Here is a 22,168-nt window from a genome sequence, read left to right as displayed (position 1 = left end):
ATACATGGAAAACAGGAATATTCTTCTCAAGAACGGACGTCTCATCACAGGGGGCAATAGTTTCATTTCAGATATCCTGTTTTCCGGTGGTACTGTTTCCCGTATCGCGGAAAATATCGAGCCTGACGGTTCGATGACAGTCGTGGACATCACCGGGTGCATAGTAAGCTATGGCCTCGCTGATGTCCATGTTCATTTCCGTGAGCCAGGCTACTCGGCCAAGGAGACGATCGCCACCGGTTCCAGGGCAGCGGCTCGTGGCGGCTACACCGTGGTCGGCACCATGCCTAACCTCAATCCGGCTCCGGATTCTCCAGAGCATCTGCAGGTGCAGCTCGACCTCATCAGGGAGCAGGCTGTCATCGACGTCCTTCCTTTCGCGACCATCACCGGTGGCCGAAACGGAGGCCCTGTCGTAGACATGGCTGCGATGAAGGATAAGGTGATGGGCTTCTCCGACGATGGCAGCGGAGTGCAGGAAGGAAGCAGGATGGAGGAGGCGATGAGGATGGCACTCCGCGAGGACGTGGTCATCTCCGCCCACTGCGAGGACATGGACGAGCCTCCTTTCAGCTCCGAGAGCGAATGGAAGCAGGTGTGCCGTGATGCGAAGCTGGCTACCGAGATCGGTTGCCGCTATCATGTGTGCCATGTCTCGACTGCAGAGAGCGTCGAGGCCGTGAGGCAGGCAAAGGCAGCCGGCGCAAGGGTATCGTGCGAGACTGCACCTCACTATCTCACCCTCACCGAGGATGACAGGCTCGACGAGGGACGCTTCAGGATGAATCCGCCGCTCAGGACCAAGGCTGACCGCGACGCCCTGATCAAGGGTATCCAGGACGGCAGCGTGGAGGTCATTGCCACCGACCATGCGCCTCACACCGCAGAGGAGAAGGGCAAGGGCTACTGGGGTAGCCTGATGGGAATCGTCGGTCTTGAGACCGCCTTCCCTGTGATGTACACCAAGCTCGTGAAGGAAGGCGTCATCACCATCGAGAAACTCATCGAACTCATGTGCGACAATCCGCGCCGCATCTTCTCCCTCGGAGGAAAGCTCGCAGAAGGGGAGCGCGCCGACATCGCCGTGTTCGAGCTTGACAAGGAATACGTGATCAATCCGGAGGACTTCGAGACCATGGGCAGAAGCACTCCTTTCGAGGGTTGGAAGGTATGCGGACGCTGCGTGCTCACCCTCAAGGACGGCGTGCCTGTGCATAGCGAACTTCCACAGATCAGCAAATAGAACTATGAAAAGAGAAACTCTGACCATTATATCCAACCGCCAGGTCAACGACAGCGTCTGGGAGATGAAGCTCAGCGGATGCTCGGCTCAGCGCCCGGGACAGTTCGTGAACCTCGCGCTCGACGGCCTCTTCCTCAGGCGCCCCATCTCGGTGTGTGACTGGAACGAGGGCGTGCTCACCCTTCTCTACAAGGTCGTGGGCAAGGGAACCAGACAGATGACCGGACTTCAGGAAGGTGAGTCGCTAGACGTGCTCACCACTCTCGGAAACGGCTTCAACACCGCTGCAGCATGCGAGAAGCCTCTTCTCGTGGGTGGCGGAATCGGAACTGCTCCTATGTACTATCTCGCGAAGACTCTCATCGCCGCAGGCAAGAAGGTGAGCGTCGTGCTCGGATTCAACAAGGCCGACGAGATCATCTACAGGGAAGAGTTCGAGAAGCTCGGCGCGAAGGTGATAATCGCAACTGCGGACGGATCGGTGGGAGTCAAGGGCTTCGTGACCGATGCCCTCCCTATGGTCGAGTACGACTTCTTCTATTCATGCGGACCTATGCCTATGTTCCGTGCTCTCGAAGGAAAGATCGAGGGTGAGGGACAGTACAGCTTCGAGGAGAGGATGGGCTGCGGTACCGGAATATGCATGGGCTGCTCTTGCAAGACCATGTTCGGAAACAAGAGAATATGTAAGGACGGACCTGTGTTCGACAGGAAGGAGGTGATATGGTAAGGGAACTCGGAACGGAACTCTGCGGAGTAAGACTCGACAATCCGGTGGTGCCGGCCAGCGGTACCTTCGGCTTCGGCCTCGAGATGGCCGAGGTATACGACATCAACATTCTCGGTGCAATCTCCATCAAGGGTACCACCCGTGACGCGCGCTTCGGAAATCCTACCCCGAGGATCGCTGAGTGCGAGGCTGGCCTCATCAATTCGGTGGGACTCCAGAATCCTGGTGTGGATGCCGTGATCGAGCATGAGATCCCGGCTCTCAGGAAGGTCTACTCCAAGCCTATCATCGCGAACATCAGCGGCTTCTCTATCGAGGAGTATGTGGAGTGCTGCAGCAAGATGGACAAGGTCGACGAGGTCGCAATCCTCGAGGTCAACGTATCATGTCCTAACGTCCACAACGGAGGTATGGCATTCGGTACTTCTGCCGAGGCTGCGTCCGAGGTCGTGAGGGCGGTGAAGGCAGTTACCACCAAGCCTGTATTCGTCAAGCTCAGCCCGAACGTTACCGACATCGTCAGCATCGCCAAGGCATGCGAGGAGGCCGGTGCGGACGGCATCACCCTGATCAACACCCTCCTCGGAATGAGGATAGACACCGCACGCCGTCGTCCGGTAATCGCAAACAAGATGGGTGGATTCTCCGGCAGGGCAGTGTTCCCGGTTGCGGTCAGGATGGTATATCAGGTTGCACATGCATGCAAGATCCCGGTAATGGGATGCGGCGGAGTCGCTACCGCGAACGACGTCATCGAGATGATGATGGCCGGCGCTTCAGCCGTGCAGGTCGGTGCGGAGAATCTTCGCAATCCTTTCGCATGCAAGGAAATCATCGAGGACCTTCCACGTGAGATGGAGAGGCTCGGAATCAATTCACTCAAGGAAATAATAGGAATCATAGAATAATATGGCAAAAGACGTGATAATCGCATGCGACTTCAGCAGTGCGGAAAAGACCCTCGAATTCCTGGACAAGTTCCAGGGACGCAAGCCTTTCGTGAAGATCGGCATGGAACTCTATTATGCGGCAGGTCCGCAGATCGTACGTGAGATCAAGGCTCGCGGACACAAGATCTTCCTCGACCTCAAACTTCACGACATCCCTAACACCGTGCGCAAGGCAATGGCCGTGCTCAGCAATCTCGACGTGGACATGACCAACGTGCATGCTGCCGGTACCATCGATATGATGAAGGCTGCGCTCGAAGGACTTACCCGTCCTGACGGCACACGCGCCCAGCTCATCGCAGTGACCCAGCTCACCTCTACCAGCGAGGAGCGCATGCAGAAGGAGCTTCTGATCAACGCCAGCATCGCTGACACCATCTCCCAGTACGCAGCAAACGCTGCCGAGGCCGGTCTCGACGGTGTCGTATGTTCACCTCTCGAGGCTGCGGTAGTCAAGGAAAGATGCGGAAAGAACTTCATGGCAGTGACCCCTGGAGTCCGTTTCTCTGACGGTTCTGCTGACGACCAGGTCCGTATCACCACCCCTGCCCGCGCAGCCGAGATCGGTTCTGACTACATCGTGGTAGGTCGCCCTATCACCGCGGCGGAGGATCCTGTCGCAGCCTATGAGCGCGCATGCCGCGAATTCCTCGGAGAATAACAAGACAATAAATAGTTCATCATGAGCACTACAGATAAGAAAGCCATCGCAAAGGAGCTCCTCTCTATCGGAGCTGTATTCCTCAGACCTGAGGAGCCGTTCACTTGGGCAAGCGGCATCAAGAGCCCTATCTACTGCGACAACCGTCTCACTCTCTCATCACCGTCTGTACGTGAGAAGATCGAGGCAGGCCTCGCAGCAATGGTACAGGAGCATTTCCCAGAGTGCGAGATGCTTATGGGTACAAGCACCGCAGGCATCGCGCATGCAGCCATCGTCGCTACCATCCTCAACATGCCTATGGGCTATGTTCGCGGAAGCGCGAAGGACCATGGACGCACCAACAGGATCGAGGGTAAGATGGATCCAGGCACCAAGGTCGTAGTGATCGAGGACCTCATCTCCACCGGCGGAAGCTGCATCGAGGTCGTTGACGCTCTCCGCGAGGCCGGCGCTGACGTTCTCGGAATCGTGAGCATCTTCACCTACGGCATGCAGAAGGGCATCGACCGCATCGCTGCTGCGAACACCGTGAACTATTCGCTCTCAGACCTTGACGCACTCGTGGAGGCTGCTGAGGAAGAGAAGTACATTGCAGAGGGATGGAAGGAGCGCATCATCGCATTCCGCAACAACCCTTCTGACGAAAGCTGGATCAAGTAAAGGAAGAACACTAACTAACGATATTATGAAACATCTTATCGACCCTACCGATCTTACGGTAGAAGAAACCAATGACATCGTCAGCCTTGCTGAGGAGATCATTGCAAATCCACAGTACTATACTGCGCGTATGGCTGGAAAGAGGCTTGCGACCCTCTTCTATGAGCCAAGTACCCGTACCCGTCTCAGCTTCACATCTGCAATGATGTCTCTCGGCGGAAACGTTCTCGGTTTTGCCGATCCAAAGAGCTCTTCAGTGAGCAAGGGTGAGACCGTCGAGGATACCGTGCGCGTGGTTGGTTGCTTCGCTGACATCATCGCGATGCGTCACTATGTTGAGGGTGCTCCTCTCGTGGCGTCAAAGGTTTCTCCTGTTCCTGTCATCAACGCTGGTGACGGCTCACACAGCCACCCGACTCAGACCCTTACCGACCTCCTCACCATCAAGCGTGAGATCGGTCGTCTCGACAATATCACCATCGGTTTCTGCGGTGACCTCCGCTTCGGCCGTACCGTACACTCTCTCATCAAGGCCCTCTCTCGTTACGAGAACAACAAGGTCATCCTCATCGCTCCTGACGAGCTTCGCCTCCCTGACTATATCATCCAGGATGTCTGCGTGAAGAACAACGTGGACTATCGTGAGGTTTCTACCATGGAGGAAGTGATGCCGGAGCTTGACATCCTCTACATGACCCGTGTACAGAAGGAGAGGTTCCTCGACGAGGACGAGTTCGATCGCGTAAAGGACAGCTTCATCCTCAACCGTGAGAAGCTTGCCACCGCAAAGGAGAAGATGGCCATCCTCCATCCGCTCCCACGCGTGAACGAGATCATGAAGGACGTGGATGCAGACCCACGCGCCGCATATTTCCGTCAGGTGGCTAACGGTAAGTTCGTCAGAATGGCCCTCCTGAGCCGTCTCATCGACTGGAAGGACGATCCTAACCATGTGATGCCGGAGCAGGGCGGCGACGTATTCTGCGAGCCTGCATACCACTGCACCAACCAGAAGTGCGTATGCAACAGCGAGGAGGTTGATCCATTGTTCCGTCGTCTCGAGGACGGTACCGTACGCTGCTACTACTGCGATACCAAGGTAAGACTCTAAGTTTTCGCCCTATAGATCAACGAGGCGGTGACCACCAGGTCGCCGCCTCGTCTGCTGTTTATCTCCTCGAGAAGACGAAAGTGAGTGATACGCCGACAGAACGTCCGAGATAGCTGTTGTAGCGGAATGCCGTGGAGTAGTCTGTGGTCGAGATGTTGTACGACCTGGCGGAATTCAGGAGATCATAGCCGAAGACTTCGAATCGACAGCGTCTGTCTTTGCCGAACAGGAAACCTGCAGTGACTGACAGGCTGTGATTGGAGTAGTGAAATGCATCGATTGTGGTGAAAGAGCCTGTCCAGTCATAGTTGATGCTGGTCTCTGCGATTTGTCCGAACCTCTGCCTGTATGAAATATAGACTGAAGGGTTGATGAAGTCGTAGGAACTGTCTCCACTGTTGGATTGCCGCCCGAATGAAAGACTTGGAGAAAGAAATATTTCAGAGTTTTTTGGAGACCACGATAATGAACCGTTCACGCTCATCGAATTCATAAGGTTGTTGCTGGCGATTTCTCCAATCGTGTATGGATTTGTCGACAGACCCCATCCGACCATTGCGGACAGATTGATCTTGGACTTCGGGAAATATGTCGCGAGATCGAGGCTTGTCGCAAGGCTGTACTTGTTGTTGACATTGACGGGTGTGGTGAGGGAAGAGCCTGCCGGGGCGATGTATCCATATTCCGACAGTGTCGTCTCCTTATCGAAGAACTCTGTCTTGCTTGCGATGGCGTTGGAGAAATGTGTCCCGAAGAATTGCAGGCTTACGTTCATGTTCTTCTTTTCGATAGCCTTGCTGAAAGCAATGTCGACATTCCTGTCAACAGGGAGTTTCAATGATGGATTTCCGGCAGTCAGGAAGAATGGATTCACGTCGTTTATGCTTTTGCGAAGCTGCGATGTGGCGGGAGCCATGTCATTCTCTCGATAATGAAGACTGAACGAATTGGCTGCTTTTGTGTATCCGAAGCTTCCCGAAAATGATGGTCTTAAGAAGTTGATGTTGCTTGACGGTGGATAGGAGAGTCTCTCGGACCTCAAGACTGCGACATCACGGATACCTGCCTGGAGGGACGCGGAAAAGCCGTCTCCTTCCTTCCCGTACCTGTAGCCCAGTGTTCCTTCTCCCTGAATCTTGTTCTGACGGTAGTCCTTGGTGTTGTTGATATCCATCAGGCCAGTCAGCATGTCCGTCCAGACATCCTTGTGGCTTTCATAAGAGTGTCCGGCTGTCAGAGTAAACGCCAGCATAGACTTGCCTGGTAACGGCTCGGACCATGTGGCATATAATGAGGTTCCAAACACGCCTGCGGCAATGGTGTTGCGGCTCCATTCCGGGCTTATGCTGTATTCGTTGGAATCAACTCTGGCTCCACGCCCGCGGCTTATGTTGCCTGTCATGTTCAATGATGCTGTGAGTCTGCGTCCACTTTTTGCAAAGGTGTGCGATATATCACCTTTCAGGTTGAGATTACCATTGTTTGTGGTGTCTCCTGATGTCTTGTCGAACATTCTTGTCGAACCATCTGTGTTCGAAGACATGAATGAGCGGGAACGTATGAAGTTCTGGCTGAATCCCATGTTCCCGGTGAGGCTATATCTGTTCTTTCCCTTTCTGTAGTACCAGCTGCCGCTATATGAAATATTACGTTTGGCATTGTTTTCTTCAGCAGCTGTACTGTCGGCTCTTTCTCTCCATGCAAGTGATTCTGAGGGGAAGAATAATTCCGACGACCCTGATGTCGTTTTTGTGGAGCCATAGGCGGCTCTGAGATTCTGACTCCATCCGCTCTTCCCTGGAATGTCCTTGCCCAGCGTGATGGAGGCGTCAACGGAGTTCATAGGCTGTGTTGCCGGGATTATCCCGGTAGCGTTGTGGCCCCCGTTGATGTCGACTGTCAGGCGCGGCTTCGTGCCCAGTGTGTAGTTACCAAGTTGCATCGTTGCACCGGAAAACCAGTCAAGATTCCCGTCGGTCATCTTGTTTGTGTATATACCGCCGTTGGCTTTGACGCTGAACTGCCCGATATGTTCGATAGGATTCCATGTCCGCAGGTCCATCACCCTCTCCTTGGCTATGCTGGCATCGTCGTCAATGTCCTTGACGGCTGTCTTTTCATAGACCTCGACTGCCCGGACCTCCTCTGCCAGCACCATGTCCATGGCGCTGGCGATCTCCTTTCCGAACATGTTGTTTCCATTGACAAGTATCCTGTCTATCGGCTTGCCCTGGTATTTGATTGAACCTTCGTTTATCTCGACGCCCGGAAACTTCTTCAACAGTTCACGCAGCGGGTCTCCCTTGAAAGTGTTGAATGCAGCGGAATTGAATACTGTTGTGTCTCCGTGCATCACCATCGCAACAGATTCGCCGGTAACGACGATTGCGTTGATCTGCAGGGGATCTTCCTGAAGTCCTATGGACAGACGCTGCGTTTCATACTGGTTCAGCATCGCCTTGTCCGTGCGGGTCTTGAAACCGAGCATGGAACTGATGAATGTCAGGCTGTCACGCTTGAAAGGAACGTCAAAATACGCGACTCCGCCGCCATCGGCGACTGACTTCAGAGTGTCTGTCCCGTTTGTGATGAAGACGCTTGCTCCGGGGAGCCTCTCTCTTGAGGCGGAGTCACATACCGCAACGGAAAGCTGTCTGAAGTTACTGCCTCTGTATGTCGACTGGATATGCAGCTGTGCTGATGCCGGAAGGGACATCATGAGCAATATGGCAAATATGCAGCCGCGTATCTTCATTGGGACGACTTTGGTTTGAATATTGTATAAAGAATTTTTTCAAATTTACTTAATGTCTCGATTTTTTTCAATAATCATGCTATTGTTTTGCGGCTCGGTGTGTCTTGCTCAGGGGCCGGAGAAAGTAGTGGAGATAGACCGTCAGTTTGGCCAGGTCTGCCTAGGAGAGTATGTGACAGCCGAAATGACGGCAGAGTCATTCGGTCTACCGTGCATCTATTCGACAGAAGAGTACCACGATTACTCGTCTATAGTGATCAGCACACCTTTCGAATGGAATGACATCAGGTGGGACGAACTCATAGTCGACTACGATATTCTGGAAATCGCTCAGGGCATTCAGTTTTCCGTCAGCTCAAGATCAGATATCAAGAATATTTATGACGTGCTGAAAGAGAAGTACACCGGTGAGTACGGAGAAGGGGAGGAGACCCTGACTCCGGGAGGTGTCGACCTGGTCAGCCTCTGGAGCGATGACGTGACGACGATTCAGCTGACTCACCGCATCTTCAAGGACACGGGTCGTCAGTATGTCATTCTCGCTGCCATCAAGCACTGACACCGCGTCTTTCGAACTTGCGGCAGAAGATAGTGTAGCAGACGATTCCGAGAACAACGAATACGCATCCCACGAGGGCGGGGTGGCGGTAGGAGAGTCCGGCTTCGATAGGAAGCCCGCCGCACCATGAGCCGAGGGCGTTTCCGAGGTTGAATGCGATCTGGACCATCGCGCCGGCCATCAGCTGACCTCCTTCGGAGAAGCGCAGTATCAGCAGCTGCTGCGGCGATCCGACACCGAAGAGGCATGCGCAGTTTATGACCATCAGCGGCACCGCAACCCATGCATGGGCACCGAAGAAGAAGGTCATGACCAGGCACACGAGCATTCCGTACTGGAAAGCCCTTCCCGTATGGGCCGGACCGAACTTGTCGGATACCGCACCTCCGCAGAGATTTCCCACTACCATCCCGGCTCCTGCGAGCACCATCATCAGGGTCATCATCGACGGCGCGATTCCCGATATCTGGGTAAGAAGAGGGGAGATGTAGCTATACCAGCAGAACACTCCGCCGTTTCCGAGCAGGGTGGCGAGGATGATGAGCCATGGGGCCAGCTTCCCGAGGAAGCGGAATTCCTCGCTGAGTCTCTTTTCCGGCAGCGGCTCGACGTGCGGAACCCAGCGCGCGATGAGAAGGATGGTGACCAGACCCCAGCCGGCGGAGATGACGAAGACCCACCTCCATGTGAGCACGCTCGTGATGAAGGTGCAGAATGGGTTCCCGACCAGGTTGGCGATGCTCATTCCGGCACACATGATCGCGACGGCGAGGGTGCTCTTCTCTCCCTTCGAAAGCTTGTCTGCGACGATGGAGGACACACCGAAGAACGCTCCGTGCGGTAGTCCGGACATGAAGCGGAAGAGCATCATCAGCCAGTAGTTCCAGCTCTGTCCGGCGGGACACAGGGCGCTGAGTATGCCGGCGAGTGTGTATATTCCCATGATGAGGAAGATTGCGTTCTTCAGCGGCCATTTTCTCGCGCTCAGCAGCAGGAGCGGGGCACCGACGCAGACTCCGAGAGCGTAGGCGGTGATGAGGTGCCCCGCCTCGGGGATGGTGACCCGGAAGGCGTCGGCGACGTAGGGGAGTATGCCCATTATCGCGAACTCGGTGATTCCGAGTCCGAAGGTGCCGGCGGAGAGGGCCATGAGGCTTTTCTTGATGTCGTTCGTCATTGTTTTAGGGAATCTGGATTCCGGGCGGCAAATATATGAAAAAAGGCGGGGCCTGTGCAGCCTCCGCCTTCTGTTTACCCTTTATTGTTTTGTTTCTGTTTACTTGATCACGCCGAGTTCCTTTCCGACCTTGATGAAGGCAGCGATTGCCTTGTCGAGGTGTGCCTGCTCGTGGGCGGCAGAAAGCTGTACGCGGATACGTGCCTGGCCCTTAGGAACGACCGGATAGTAGAATCCGGTCACGAAGATGCCTTCCTCTGCGATCTTTGCTGCGAACTTCTGTGAAAGTGGAGCGTCGTAGAGCATTACTGCGCAGATTGCTGACTGGGTAGGCTTGATGTCGAAGCCTGCAGCGACCATCTTCTCGCGGAAGTAGTCCACGTTAGCCTGGAGCTTGTCGTGGAGTGCGTTGCTCTCCTCGAGGATCTTGAAGGTCTCGAGAGCGGCAGCTGCGATCATAGGAGGGATAGAGTTCGAGAAGAGGTATGGACGTGAACGCTGACGGAGCATGTCGATGATCTCCTTGCGACCGGTGGTGAAACCGCCGACTGCGCCACCGAATGCCTTTCCGAGGGTACCGGTGTGGATGTCGATCCTGCCGTAGCAGCCATACTGCTCAGCGACACCGCGGCCGGTAGCGCCGACTACACCTGCAGAGTGGCTCTCGTCCACCATCACGAGTGCATCGTACTTCTCGGCGAGATCGCAGATCTTGTCCATAGGAGCGACGTTTCCGTCCATCGAGAACACGCCGTCGGTCACGATGATGCGGAACCTCTGTGCCTGAGCCTCCTGGAGGCAGCGCTCGAGGTCAGCCATGTCGGCGTTTGCGTAACGGTAGCGGACAGCCTTGCAGAGGCGTACGCCGTCGATGATCGAAGCGTGGTTGAGAGAGTCTGAGATGATTGCGTCCTCGGCAGTGAAGAGTGGCTCGAATACACCGCCGTTTGCGTCGAAGCAAGCCGCGTAGAGGATGGTGTCCTCAGTGTGGAAATACTCTGAGATGGCCTTCTCGAGCTGCTTGTGGATATCCTGGGTACCGCAGATGAAACGTACTGAAGACATACCGTAGCCACGGGTTGCCATCACGTCCTGAGCGGCCTTGATGAGTCTAGGATTGTCTGCGAGGCCGAGGTAGTTGTTGGCGCAGAAGTTGAGTGCCTTCGAACCGTCCTCGAGTGTTATCTCTGCTGACTGTGGTGACGCGATGTTTCTCTCGCGCTTGTAGAGTCCAGCCTGCTCGATTGAAGCGAGCTCGTCCTGGAGAAATTGCTGATACTTTCCGTACATATTGTCAAAAAGATAAAATGAATCGTTCTAATAGCGCAAAATTACAACTTTCTTTGGATATGGAAATGATATTTTCATTCAAAACAATATAACAAACATACATCTTGTAAGAAGTTGGCGTCATATCACGCAATAAAATTATCGTTATTGCATAATTTGCCATATATTTGCGTGCAATTTAAAAAACACAAACACATGACCAATATCCTTGTGATTGGCTCGACCGGCCAGATTGGCTCTGGGCTCACCATGAAGCTCAGAAAGAAAGGATGCACCGTAGTTGCCGGATACATTCCCGGCGCAGAACCCAAGGGTGTTCTCCTCGAAAGCGGACCAGCAGAAGTCGTGAACGTATGCGACAGAGAGCAGATCGCCAGCGTAGTTAAGAAATATTCGATCGATACCATATATAATCTCGCAGCCATCCTCTCGGCGACAGCAGAGCGCAAGCCTCTCCTCGCTTGGGATATCCAGATGAATGGTCTGATCAACATCCTCGAGGTAGCTCGCGAGAACGGATGTGCGGTATTCACTCCAAGCTCCATCGGTTCGTTCGGACCAAGCACCCCTCGCGACAACACTCCTCAGGACACCATCCAGCGTCCTACCTCGATGTACGGTGTGACCAAGGTCGCTTGCGAGCTTCTCAGTGACTACTATTACACCAAGTTCGGTGTCGACACAAGGGCGGTGCGTTTCCCGGGCCTCATCTCATACACCACTCTCCCGGGCGGCGGTACTACCGACTACGCAGTGGAGGTGTTCTATGCTGCGGTGAAGGGCGAGGAGTTCGTTTGTCCTATCGCTCCGGGCACATACATGGACATGATGTACATGCCTGACGCACTCGACGGTGCAGTGGACCTCATGAATGCCGATCCGACCAGACTCGTGCATCGCAACGCATTCAACATCGCAGCGATGAGCTTCGAGCCTGAAGAACTCTTCGCAGCTATACGGAAGTACATCCCTAGCCTCAAGGTTCGCTATGAGGTGGATCCTGTCCGTCAGGCGATCGCTGATTCATGGCCTAACAAGATGGACGACAGCTGCGCTCGTGCAGAGTGGGACTGGAAGCCGAAGTTCGATCTCGATGCGATGGTTCGCGACATGATCGAGAATCTCAGAAAGACCCTTCTCTAGAAGAAGTATCAGAAATAATGAAAAACCGGAGTGGCGTAGGTGCGTATCTCCGGTTTTTTGATTAAATTCGCAGCCGTTTTAAACAGTAATCACCAATGAAAGCACTCGTAAAGTCAGATTTCCATTTCGATGGACAGAAAAGCAAATATGTCGGTAAGGTACGTGACGTGTACGATATCAACGACAAGTATCTCGTGATGGTCGTTTCGGACCGTATCTCTGCGTTCGACGTCGTTCTTCCTGAGGGTATTCCTTACAAGGGACAGGTACTCAACCGCATCGCAGCGAAGTTCCTCGATGCGACTGCTGACATCCTTCCAAACTGGAAGGTCGCAGTTCCGGATCCTGCAGTGACCGTAGGTCTCAAGTGCGAGCCTTTCAAGGTCGAGATGGTCATCCGTGGCTACCTTTCAGGCCATGCATGGAGAGAGTACAAGGCAGGCAAGCGCACCATCTGCGGTGTAGAGATGCCAGAGGGAATGGTCGAGAACCAGAAGTTCCCTGAGCCTATCATCACTCCAACCTCAAAGGCAGCAGAGGGTCACGACGAGGACATCTCTAAGGAGGAGATCATCGCTTCAGGTCTCGCAACCCGTGAGGATTACGAGAAGCTCGAGCAGTATACTCGCGCCATCTTCCAGAGAGGAACCGAGATCGCAGCAAAGCAGGGCCTCATCCTCGTTGATACCAAGTATGAGTTCGGTAAGATCGGCGTCCAGATCTATCTCATGGACGAGATCCATACTCCTGACTCTTCACGCTATTTCTATGCTGAGGGTTACGAGGAGCGTCTCGCAAAGGGTGAGCACCAGAAGCAGCTCTCGAAAGAGTTCGTTCGCGAGTGGCTCATGGCCAACGGCTTCATGGGTCAGGAGGGACAGAAGGTTCCGGAGATGACTCCAGAGGTTGTGAACGGTATCACTGATCGTTACGTCGAGCTCTACGAGAACATCGTGGGCGAGAAGTTCGAGCGCGTCGAGTATACCGCTGAGCAGATCGAGAAGAACGTTGCTGCTTGTCTCGCATCACTCAAGTAAAAAATTGAAACCGTCATAAAAAAGACCGAGATTTTACGTCTCGGTCTTTTTTTGTCTGTACTGTCACGATTTTCTGTCGTAATGGTATGTTTTACTATATTTTACGTGTACGGTCGGTGTTTTCATAATTGATTTTTAAAATTTTTTATAAATATTTTGAGCATATTATGGTTTATCCGAATTAAATCACTACCTTTGAGCATAGACTATTATTTACAAACCAAATTAATTATGAAGAAGTTCATTCTCGGAATTCTCGCGGTTGTACTGTTCTCAGTCGCTGCGAGCGCTCAGACAAGAACTTTGACCGGATCAGTCAAGTCTGCTGCTGACGGTTCACCTCTCGTAGGTGCCACACTTCAGGACAAGACAACTGGTCAGTTCGCCATCACTGATCTCGACGGTAATTTCAAGATCAATGTATCTGAAAAGTCGACTTCACTCTTAGTGATGAACCTTGGTTTCAGGGACTACAATGCCACCATCGGCAAGTCAGACGTCCTCAACATCGCTCTCGAGCCTGATGCACTCATGCTCGACGAGACCATGGTCATCGCTTACGGTCAGGGAAAGAAGACATCCTTCACCGGTTCCGCATCAGTCGTTAAGAAGGAGGATCTCCAGAAGATCGCTACCTCTAACGTGACTCAGGCCCTCCAGGGTCTCTCTGCCGGTGTACAGGTCATCAACAACAGTGGTCAGCCTGGTGACTCTGGTTCCATCACCATCCGTGGTATCGGTTCCATGAACGCATCCAGCAGCCCTCTCTACGTTGTCGACGGTGTCGCTTACTCAGGTTACATCAACGCGATCGCTCCATCTGACATCGAGTCGATGACAGTCCTCAAGGATGCATCTGCAACCGCTCTCTACGGTTCACGTGCAGCCAACGGTGTCATCGTGATCACCACCAAGAAGGGTCAGAACGAGAACGGTAAGGTTAGCTTCCGTGCTACTGTCGGTTTTGCATCTCTCGCAGTTCCGCTTCCACGTCAGCTTTCACCTAACGAGTTCGCAGAGGTTACCTGGCGTTCACTCTACAATGCCAACATCGATTCAGGTATGTCACCTGAGGAGGCCGGTGCGAATGCAGCTATCGTAACTCCTAACGAAATCAAGATTCTCCCTTGGGCTACCAGGAATATCGTTGACGCACAGGGTAATGTCCTCGTCAAGGACAGCGATCTCCTTTGGTACGGTGACTGGAGGCATGAGACCATGAGGTCACGTCCTCGTCAGGAGTACAACGTAGACTTCAGCGGTAAGAAGGGTGAGACAAACTACTTCTTCTCAGCAGGTTACCTCAACGATAAGGGTATCTTCACCACTCAGGAGTTCGACCGTATCTCTGGTCGTTCGAACGTCTCTACCAAGGTTAAGCCTTGGCTCGAGGTAGGATCCAACACCTCATTCTCACACAGCGTCACCGACTCTCCAGCAGGTGACAGCGTGGTATGGTTCCTCCGTACCGTTCCTACCGTGAACAGCATCTACCAGTATGACTACAACACTGGCGCTTATGCTAAGGACGGTGCTGGCAACTACATCTACAACTATGGTCTCGACAATGCTGGTTGGGCAGGTTGGAACGTCCTCGCTGACGCAGCCTACAACAACAACAAGTCAACCGCAGACCAGATCTCTACCCGTAACTATGTTGATTTCCAGATCATCCCTGGTCTCAACTTCCGCAGCACCATCTCTATCGACTACTACATCAGCAAGTACGATAGCTATGCAAGTGCAGAATATGGTTACACCGCAGGTGAGGGTGGAAACGCATACAAGTCATACGACAGGAACGTCGCTACCACTTGGACCAACCTCCTTACCTTCAACCGCGCTTTCGGTCAGCACAATCTCGGCATTCTCCTCGGTCAGGAGAGCTACATGCGTGATGTCACCGGTCTTTCTGCTTCAAGGAAGGGCTTCCCATTCGCAGGTCTCACCGAGCTCAGCTCAGCTGCTACTTCAGTAGACTCAAGCTCATACACCGACAAGTATCGCCTCCTTTCATTCTTCAGCCGTCTCGAGTACGACTATGCTGACAAGTACTATGTGTCAGCATCCCTCCGTTCTGACGCGACCTCAAGGTTCTCTCCTCAGTCACGTTGGGGTATGTTCTGGTCAGCAGGTGCTTCTTGGCGTATCAACAACGAGGACTTCCTCAAGGATGTAAGATGGATCGACAACCTCAAGCTCAAGGCTTCTTACGGTGCAGTCGGTAATGATGGTCTTTCATCATGGTACTGCTACCAGGGTCTCTACGGAACCGGTTACAACGATCTCAACAACGCCGGTGTCGTAATCTCACGTCTTCCAAACACCGGACTTAAGTGGGAGACCAACCTCCAGCTCAACGTCGGTCTCGACTTCGCTCTCTTCCGCAAGCTCACCGGTAGCGTCGAGTTCTTCGACAGGAAGTCTAAGGACCTCCTCTTTACCATGCCTATGGCTCCTTCTACCGGTTTCGGTGGTATCGAGCGTAACATCGGTGACGTTTCGAACTACGGTGTCGAGGTCAATCTCGACTACGCTGTGTTCAACAACCAGAATTTCCAGTGGAGCATGAATTTCAACCTCACTCACTATGAGAACGTCATCACCAGCCTTCCACAGGCAGAGATGAACTCAGGCGTCTTCAAGTGGAGAGAGGGTCAGAGCCGCTACAACTTCTGGGGTGCCAAGTATGCTGGCGTCAACCCGGCAAACGGTAACGACCAGTACTGGAGGAACATCTTCGATACTGACGAGCATGGCAATCGCGTGATCGTTGACCGCGTCCTTACCGAGAGCACTTCTGATGTTACTAGCGACGAGCAGAAGCAGTATCTCGGAAGCTCGCTTCCTGCAGTGTTCGGTGGTTTCACCAACAACTTCAGGTTCTACGGCGTAGACCTCTCAGTGATGCTTTACTACAGCATCGGTGGTCTCCTCTACGATACCGACTACTCACAGATGGTTAACTATCGTACCGGTTTCTCACTCCATCCAGATGCACTCAGCAAGACCTGGACTCCTGAGAACCCTAACGCAGAGCTCCCTCGCCTCAACAGGAATGCACAGGATACCTTCTCAGACAAGTATCTCTACAACAACTCATTCCTCCGTCTCAGGAACGTGACCATCGGTTACACTCTTCCAAGGAAGGCCCTCGACAAGATGCACATGGATCAGCTCAGATTCTTCGTACAGGGTGACAACCTTCTCACCTTCGGTTCTGCTGCAAAGCGTGGTACCGATCCTGAGCAGAGTGTATCAGGTACTACCAGCAACAGGTTCCCTACTACCAAGAACGTCACTTTCGGTGTTCAGGTTACATTCTAAAGCATGGGAGAAAAGAATATGAAAAAGATATTTTATGCAATAATGGCTGCGGCGTCATTGATGACCGCTGTCTCATGTGAGAATTGGCTCACTACTAATCCTTCTAGCTCCGTTTCTGACAATCAGGTGTTCCTTTCAGTGAAGGGTTCACAGGCTGCTCTCAACGGTTGCTACAACCTCCTTGCGTTCAGCTATGGTGGCGGTGGACGTCCTGATACTCAGGGTTGGGCTGCTCAGATTCTTGCCAATGACGTGGACGGTGAGGATATCATCGTAAACGGTGGTTGGTACGGCTACGACTACAATATGTGGGGTCATCAGAGAGGTGACATCTTCAAGTCATCTGCTCTCTGGTTCTACTACTATAACATCATCAACAACCTCAACAGCATCATCGCTTTCACTCCTGAGATCGACGGTGTGACCGAGGCTGACATCGCAGGTGTCATGGGTGAGGCTTACGCAATGAGGGGCTGGTGCTACTTCAACCTCATTCAGTACTATCAGCACACCTATGTGCTCGCACACGAGAGGAACATGCCAGGTGTTCCACTCTACACCGAGCCTACCACTGACCAGACCGAAGGAAAGGGTAGAGGTACCATCGACGATACCTATAAGCAGATCCTCTCTGACCTCTCCAAAGCCGAGGGACTCCTCGCAGGATACTCAAGGTCAGCAAAGAACCACTTTGACCAGAGCGTTGTACAGGGTCTCCTCGCACGTGTATATCTCGTGATGAACGATTGGACAAACGCTGCTAATTATGCTGCAAAGGCACGCGCCGGCTATCCTCTTACTTCTGCTGAGGATTGGGAGGCTGGTTTCAACAACATCGACACCCGCTCATGGATGTGGGGTATGATGGTTGACGCAGAGCATACTCTCGAGGCAAACGGTGACTACGGCCCATTCTCAATGTGGACTAACTACATCACTCGTGACGGTGGTGACTTCTGGTCATTCAACTGCTTCTATCTCAACGACAAGTTCGCTGAGCTCTTCAGCGCAGACGATATCCGTGGAAAGCAGATCTGGTGGAAGGAGGACGTTGGACTCCATTGCTCAAACAAATTCTATGACACTCCAGACCTTACCGGTGACTTCGTATTCATGCGTTCAGACGAGATGCTTCTCATCGAGGCTGAGGCTACGGCTCACATGGGTGATGACGGCACTGCTGCATCTCTCCTCAACGAGCTCCGTGCTCTCCGTAACGCTACTCCTACACAGACAATCGGCTCAAGCCTTATCGAGGAGATCGTAACCGAGCGCCGCAAGGAGCTTTACGGTGAGGGCTTCGCATGGTTTGACATCATCCGCCTCCAGAAGGGTCTTACCCGTGACGGTAACCACAGCAACTTCGGTGGCAAGACTCCTGTACCTGCAAGGTCATGGCGTTTCGTTTACCAGATTCCTCTCAACGAGATCAACAACAATCCGAACATCAGTTCTGCTGACTGGCCATCTGGTGACCAGAATCCTTTCGGAGATGTATCTCTTTGCCTTGAATAATTTAATAGGTCGATAACATGAAAAAGATATTATCACTCATCTTGGCGGTTGCAGGCGTATTCAGCCTCGCATCTTGTACGGTGGAAGAAGCTTTCACCAAGGATGGCAAGACTCCGCTCGAGACTCCGGTCATTACCGCTGGCGAGGTGACTGCAAATTCAATCTCTTTCTATTGGACTGCAGTTGACAATGCCGGACAGTATACTTACAAGGTTCTCAACCCAGCTGGCTACACTGTATCCAAGGGTGAGACTACTGAGAACAGCCTGGTTGTAAAGGGCCTCAAGTTCAGTACTGAATTCTCTGTTTATGTGTCAGCAGTTCCTACCGCTGAGGCATCCAAGACTCTCTGCGCCTCTATCCCAGGAGAGTCTAAGATCAAGACCGACGATCCTATCATCATCGATTATGAGTGGGTTCAGGATGGTAAGGCATGGTTCTATTCTGGTGACGACAAATGGAATGTTTCTAATATCACTTTCGGTCTTGAGAAGGGTACCGGCCATTTCGTGATCACTTCTTACAGTGGTGCTGAGGGCTTTGACTTCTACTTCGACATGACCAAGTTCGACGGAACCTATCCTTTCGAGTTTGACAACAGCATGAAGAACATGAAGCCAGTAGAGGGTCAGGCTATCGACACTCGCGGTCCTGTAGGAACTCGCCCAGACTTCTACCTTGCACATGGTCTTGGTGGAAAGGCTCAGGACTACAACATCTTCTATGGTGACGGTGGTAGCTACGAGTTCGGTGTCATCGATCCTACCGGCGGCTACATCGATTTCTGGACTACCAACTTCGATGAGCAGTGGTGCGGTTACCGTGTTGAGTTCGGTGATTACAAGGCTCCGGAACCAGCCCCTTGGACTCCAGACCCTGATATGTCATTCGCATGGTCATCTGAAGGTGAGATCTTCATCGACGGTGAGGCTACCAAGACTTACGCTACCATCTCTTACACAGGTGCAGCTCAGGCTGAGTACACTATCAGCGGTTGGTATGGCGTAGAGGGCTATGACCTCGTATTCACCAGAGACCAGGAGAATGGTAAGTGGATTATCAACAATGAGAAGTCCAGCGCTTTCGCTTCTCAGTGTCCTGGTGACGGTCTCGAAGGTTATCTCCATGGTTCTGCAGGTGCTTCGAAGATCATCTGGATCAACAAAGATGCAAATAGCGGTCTTTCTGGAAATAACGAGGACGGCAATATTTGGATCGACATCATCGATCCTGAAGGAAGAGAGGTTACCTATTCTCTCGCATGGCCTGCACAGTTCTTCACTTGGACTAAGGACGGTAAGTACTACAGCGGCAGACTTGATTCTACAGCTGATGCTACCCTCGGCTACGATGAGGATACCGACACCTACACTCTCGTGATCCCTCAGTATGACAACGCAAAGGTTGTCTTCAAGACTGATGAGGCTGGTGCATTCATCCCTCTCGAAGGCTATTCTCTCAAGAAGAGCGATGATACCTGGTGGTGGATTGACTACGCTGACACCTGGGTTTACGTAAAGGTTCCTGCTTGCTCAGTTGATCTTGCTGCAGGTAACGTTACTCTCGATGTTTGGAATGGTAACGACGAGTGGACTGATACCTTCACTTTCGCAGCTCTTCCAGGTGTGGACGCTCTCGTAGGTACATACGCACAGGCTTCAGAAGGCTGGTGGTGGAGTGGTGCTGCTTGGGAGTACGTTTACTGGACAAATGACGTGACAATCACCAAGGTTGACGCTTCTACTATCCAGATCGTAGGTCTCATCGATTGCACCGATCCTATCATCGGTACCGTGAACGCAAAGACCAGCACCATCAACATGGCTGCTAACCAGACATTCCAGGGTAGCTACTTCTTCAAGTCTTATGGTACTGGCGAAGACGTTAACGCTACTTACGATTCAAACCTCAAGATCACTTTCTCAGTCAACTGGTCAGTGACTAACGAGGGTGGATCACTCTACTGGGATAACATCATCACTTCTCTTACCAAGAAGTAGTCGATAGACTCTCAACAAGAAATAGTCGAAAGACTTTCCATAACAAAAGGTCGGGGCTTCGGTCCCGACCTTTTTTACTTTGCCAACGTCCCGCTCCTCAGCCCTAGTCCGGGCAAATGCATTTTGCCCACTTCCCGCGCCGTCCCTGTCGGGTGCTGAAACTTCCATTTTACTGTGGACAGTGGCAGTGCCGTCTCGGTAGCGGCAAAATGCAGATCGTGTTCGCTCCGCTTCGCCGACCCTAGTCCGGGCAAATGCATTTTGCCCGCTTCCCGCGCCGCAGCCCTGTTCCCGTGGTGGTGCTGGCACGAACGCCAAAATATGCTTTATTTTTGGCGCTCGTGACGTGGTTTTCGTTGTTTTTATCCATTTTGCTGCCACGACATCCAAAAATCAATTGATTTTTGGCGTTCGTGACATATGTGTGCTTTGCAACCTGTCACACTATCAACCTGAAGTTCAGGAAATAGAGGCTGCAAAAAAAGACAGGCCAATGTGTTTTGGTCTGCCTCGGTAGATATTAGATGAATGTCGGAAGTCTATGGGCGGGCGCCCCAGATCTTCTCACACATTTCGTATGCCATAGGGTCGTGCTCCTTGAGGTCGGTGATGTTGAATGGGTAGTAGTCGTTCTCACCGAAGTAAGCCTCAGTCATCTCAGAGAAGTATTCCCACATGGTGTTCATGCAGTAGACATCGTTAGTCTTTACGCGCTGACCACCGGTGTTGTATCTGTACCAGCCTGTGGTGTAGAGCCCCTTGGACTTCGCATTGTTATACGCATTCTTGATGGTCGAGTTGGTCTCGCCACCAAGGCCGAGGGCGTGGTAGAGGTGGCCGAGCTCATGGAGCACCATGAGAGGCTGGTTCTGGTTGGACCATGCCACGTAGTTCTTGTAGTTGGTGATCTCGACGCAGTGTCCCTTGTAAGCCTCACCGTAAGAAGCAGGGTAGTCGGCGTTGACGTGGCACCATGCCGCGCTTGGGTTACGGGTGTTGTTCTCTTCCATCCAGATAGGGTGCTTCCTGAGAATCTTGAGAGCGTTCTCAGGGAAGTTCTCCACGATGAAGTCAAGGTCGTCGCGCATGTGCTGGATAGCCTTCTGGGCATCAGTGGTGGTGATGAGGCCTGCCTTCACCTTGAACTGGAATCCCTGGTGGGTATAGGTAGCATAGCCATACTGATCGACGGTGTATTCCTTGTCTCCGGTATTCTCAGTCTGGTTCTTGTCATTCTTACCTGGGTCTTCGACCTTATCCTGACATGCAGGGAAAGCGAACAATGCTGCAACGACAGCGAATGAGCAGAAAATTTTCTTCATTATGCTAATTTGTTTTTATTTCAAATCCGACTGGGTGTATTCGCAACGACTGGGTATACTCACAATTCCCGGACCAATGACAAGTTGTCAGAACTTGCGTGGTCCCCAGATCTTCTCCATGAGTGCGAAGGCGGTGGAATCGAAAGCCTTGAGCTGCTCGTAATTGTATGGGAAGTAGTCGTTGCCGCCCCAATATGCCTCGCTCATCTCTGCAAAGAACTCGAATGAGTTGTTGAGACAGTAGACATGACTGGTCTCGTCGGCCTTGTACTCTGTACCCTGGAGGTCGTCGAGAGAGTATCTCCTGTAGTAGGTGTCGTAGAGATGTCTGCTCTTCGCATTCTGGTATGCGGCTTCGATCTCCTGGTTACCATAGCTTCCCAGTGCCTGGTCATGGTAAAGGTGACAGAGCTCATGGAGAACCATGAATGGCTGGTTCTGGGCGGTAGAAGATACATACTTGTTGTAGTTCGTGATCTCGAGACACTTTCCCTTGGCTGGGATGTCGCCGATAGAGGCAGGGTAGTCAGCTGAGGTGTGATACCATGCGGCGCTCCTGTTATGGGTGTTGTTCTCCTCCATCCATATAGGCCTTGCCCTCATGACCTTGAGCGCCTCCTCAGGGATGATGGACACGATCTTGTCGAGATCGTCACGCATGTGCTGCATGGCAATCTGAGCTTCC

17 protein-coding genes are annotated in these 22,168 nt (G+C 52.6%); 12 read left to right on the top strand and 5 right to left on the bottom strand.

Annotated features, from left to right (window positions below; all coding sequences use genetic code 11):
- Nucleotides 1-4 precede the first annotated feature (4 nt).
- The 6 genes from AC06ND_RS07350 to pyrB are packed head-to-tail and all read left to right on the top strand — an operon-like array spanning nt 5 to nt 5,358.
- The gene (locus tag AC06ND_RS07350; RefSeq protein WP_475678340.1) at nt 5-1,243 is read left to right on the top strand and encodes a dihydroorotase; all 1,239 of its coding nucleotides are present in this window, start codon (nt 5-7) and stop codon (nt 1,241-1,243) included.
- Nucleotides 1,244-1,247: 4 nt separating this feature from the next.
- Nucleotides 1,248-1,973, top strand: coding sequence for a dihydroorotate dehydrogenase electron transfer subunit (locus tag AC06ND_RS07345; RefSeq protein ID WP_475678339.1), 726 nt, complete (start codon nt 1,248-1,250; stop codon nt 1,971-1,973).
- Complete coding sequence (locus AC06ND_RS07340; protein WP_475678338.1) at nt 1,967-2,881, top strand: dihydroorotate dehydrogenase; 915 nt, start codon at nt 1,967-1,969, stop codon at nt 2,879-2,881. The genes AC06ND_RS07345 and AC06ND_RS07340 overlap by 7 nt, the downstream gene beginning before the upstream one ends.
- A gap of 1 nt (nt 2,882) precedes the next feature.
- Nucleotides 2,883-3,584, top strand: a complete 702-nt coding sequence (gene pyrF / locus AC06ND_RS07335; RefSeq protein WP_475678337.1) for an orotidine-5'-phosphate decarboxylase — start codon at nt 2,883-2,885, stop codon at nt 3,582-3,584.
- Nucleotides 3,585-3,605: 21 nt separating this feature from the next.
- On the top strand, nt 3,606-4,247 hold the full coding sequence (pyrE, locus tag AC06ND_RS07330; RefSeq protein WP_475678336.1) for an orotate phosphoribosyltransferase: 642 nt from the start codon (nt 3,606-3,608) through the stop codon (nt 4,245-4,247).
- A gap of 25 nt (nt 4,248-4,272) precedes the next feature.
- Complete coding sequence (gene pyrB / locus AC06ND_RS07325; protein ID WP_475678335.1) at nt 4,273-5,358, top strand: aspartate carbamoyltransferase; 1,086 nt, start codon at nt 4,273-4,275, stop codon at nt 5,356-5,358.
- A gap of 58 nt (nt 5,359-5,416) precedes the next feature.
- Here pyrB and AC06ND_RS07320 read toward each other — a convergent pair whose 3' ends face one another.
- A complete protein-coding gene (locus AC06ND_RS07320) occupies nt 5,417-8,113 on the bottom strand; it encodes a hypothetical protein (protein WP_475678334.1) in 2,697 nt (898 codons plus the stop codon).
- Nucleotides 8,114-8,189: 76 nt separating this feature from the next.
- On the opposite strand from AC06ND_RS07320, the gene AC06ND_RS07315 reads away from it, so the two are divergent.
- Entirely contained in the window at nt 8,190-8,672 is a 483-nt protein-coding gene (locus AC06ND_RS07315; RefSeq protein ID WP_475678333.1) for a hypothetical protein, read from the top strand.
- Here the strand turns inward: AC06ND_RS07315 and AC06ND_RS07310 are convergent.
- Together AC06ND_RS07310 and kbl are read right to left on the bottom strand one after the other, a co-directional pair.
- Complete coding sequence (locus tag AC06ND_RS07310; RefSeq protein ID WP_475678345.1) at nt 8,662-9,837, bottom strand: MFS transporter; 1,176 nt, start codon at nt 9,835-9,837, stop codon at nt 8,662-8,664. The two genes, AC06ND_RS07315 and AC06ND_RS07310, sit on opposite strands and share 11 nt — an antisense overlap.
- Nucleotides 9,838-9,948: 111 nt before the next feature.
- A complete protein-coding gene (gene kbl, locus AC06ND_RS07305; RefSeq protein ID WP_475678332.1) occupies nt 9,949-11,139 on the bottom strand; it encodes a glycine C-acetyltransferase in 1,191 nt (396 codons plus the stop codon).
- A 195-nt stretch (nt 11,140-11,334) separates the two neighbouring features.
- On the opposite strand from kbl, the gene AC06ND_RS07300 reads away from it, so the two are divergent.
- The 5 genes from AC06ND_RS07300 (at nt 11,335) to AC06ND_RS07280 (ending at nt 20,161) form a co-directional block, all read left to right on the top strand.
- Complete coding sequence (locus AC06ND_RS07300; protein ID WP_475678331.1) at nt 11,335-12,282, top strand: NAD-dependent epimerase/dehydratase family protein; 948 nt, start codon at nt 11,335-11,337, stop codon at nt 12,280-12,282.
- A gap of 95 nt (nt 12,283-12,377) precedes the next feature.
- Entirely contained in the window at nt 12,378-13,319 is a 942-nt protein-coding gene (locus AC06ND_RS07295; protein WP_475678330.1) for a phosphoribosylaminoimidazolesuccinocarboxamide synthase, read from the top strand.
- Nucleotides 13,320-13,550: 231 nt separating this feature from the next.
- Complete coding sequence (locus AC06ND_RS07290; RefSeq protein WP_475678329.1) at nt 13,551-16,646, top strand: SusC/RagA family TonB-linked outer membrane protein; 3,096 nt, start codon at nt 13,551-13,553, stop codon at nt 16,644-16,646.
- Between the two features lie 18 nt (nt 16,647-16,664).
- Complete coding sequence (locus AC06ND_RS07285; protein WP_475678328.1) at nt 16,665-18,161, top strand: RagB/SusD family nutrient uptake outer membrane protein; 1,497 nt, start codon at nt 16,665-16,667, stop codon at nt 18,159-18,161.
- 17 nt (nt 18,162-18,178) lie between these two features.
- Nucleotides 18,179-20,161 carry a fibronectin type III domain-containing protein gene (locus AC06ND_RS07280; protein ID WP_475678327.1) on the top strand — a complete coding sequence of 661 codons (1,983 nt, stop codon included), beginning with the start codon at nt 18,179-18,181 and terminating at the stop codon, nt 20,159-20,161.
- Between the two features lie 539 nt (nt 20,162-20,700).
- Here the strand turns inward: AC06ND_RS07280 and AC06ND_RS07275 are convergent.
- A complete protein-coding gene (locus AC06ND_RS07275) occupies nt 20,701-21,483 on the bottom strand; it encodes a hypothetical protein (RefSeq protein ID WP_475678326.1) in 783 nt (260 codons plus the stop codon).
- A gap of 87 nt (nt 21,484-21,570) precedes the next feature.
- Nucleotides 21,571-22,168 (bottom strand): hypothetical protein (locus AC06ND_RS07270; RefSeq protein ID WP_475678325.1); only part of this gene is annotated, 598 nt, incomplete at its 5' end.

Source organism: Candidatus Cryptobacteroides sp. (genome assembly GCF_056207615.1).
Note: the sequence above shows the minus strand (reverse complement) of the source record. Positions and strands in the feature narration are given on the sequence as shown.

Bases quoted from the DNA above. Each gene is read 5' to 3' on its own strand.
- AC06ND_RS07285 (WP_475678328.1), top strand. From the start codon at position 16,665: ATGAAAAAGATATTTTATGCAATAATGGCTGCGGCGTCATTGATGACC.
- AC06ND_RS07280 (WP_475678327.1), top strand. From the start codon at position 18,179: ATGAAAAAGATATTATCACTCATCTTGGCGGTTGCAGGCGTATTCAGC.
- AC06ND_RS07315 (WP_475678333.1), top strand. From the start codon at position 8,190: ATGCTATTGTTTTGCGGCTCGGTGTGTCTTGCTCAGGGGCCGGAGAAA.
- AC06ND_RS07340 (WP_475678338.1), top strand. From the start codon at position 1,967: ATGGTAAGGGAACTCGGAACGGAACTCTGCGGAGTAAGACTCGACAAT.
- kbl (WP_475678332.1), bottom strand. From the start codon at position 11,139: ATGTACGGAAAGTATCAGCAATTTCTCCAGGACGAGCTCGCTTCAATC.
- AC06ND_RS07345 (WP_475678339.1), top strand. From the start codon at position 1,248: ATGAAAAGAGAAACTCTGACCATTATATCCAACCGCCAGGTCAACGAC.
- AC06ND_RS07300 (WP_475678331.1), top strand. From the start codon at position 11,335: ATGACCAATATCCTTGTGATTGGCTCGACCGGCCAGATTGGCTCTGGG.
- AC06ND_RS07350 (WP_475678340.1), top strand. From the start codon at position 5: ATGGAAAACAGGAATATTCTTCTCAAGAACGGACGTCTCATCACAGGG.
- AC06ND_RS07275 (WP_475678326.1), bottom strand. From the start codon at position 21,483: ATGAAGAAAATTTTCTGCTCATTCGCTGTCGTTGCAGCATTGTTCGCT.
- pyrF (WP_475678337.1), top strand. From the start codon at position 2,883: ATGGCAAAAGACGTGATAATCGCATGCGACTTCAGCAGTGCGGAAAAG.
- AC06ND_RS07290 (WP_475678329.1), top strand. From the start codon at position 13,551: ATGAAGAAGTTCATTCTCGGAATTCTCGCGGTTGTACTGTTCTCAGTC.
- AC06ND_RS07295 (WP_475678330.1), top strand. From the start codon at position 12,378: ATGAAAGCACTCGTAAAGTCAGATTTCCATTTCGATGGACAGAAAAGC.
- pyrB (WP_475678335.1), top strand. From the start codon at position 4,273: ATGAAACATCTTATCGACCCTACCGATCTTACGGTAGAAGAAACCAAT.
- AC06ND_RS07320 (WP_475678334.1), bottom strand. From the start codon at position 8,113: ATGAAGATACGCGGCTGCATATTTGCCATATTGCTCATGATGTCCCTT.
- pyrE (WP_475678336.1), top strand. From the start codon at position 3,606: ATGAGCACTACAGATAAGAAAGCCATCGCAAAGGAGCTCCTCTCTATC.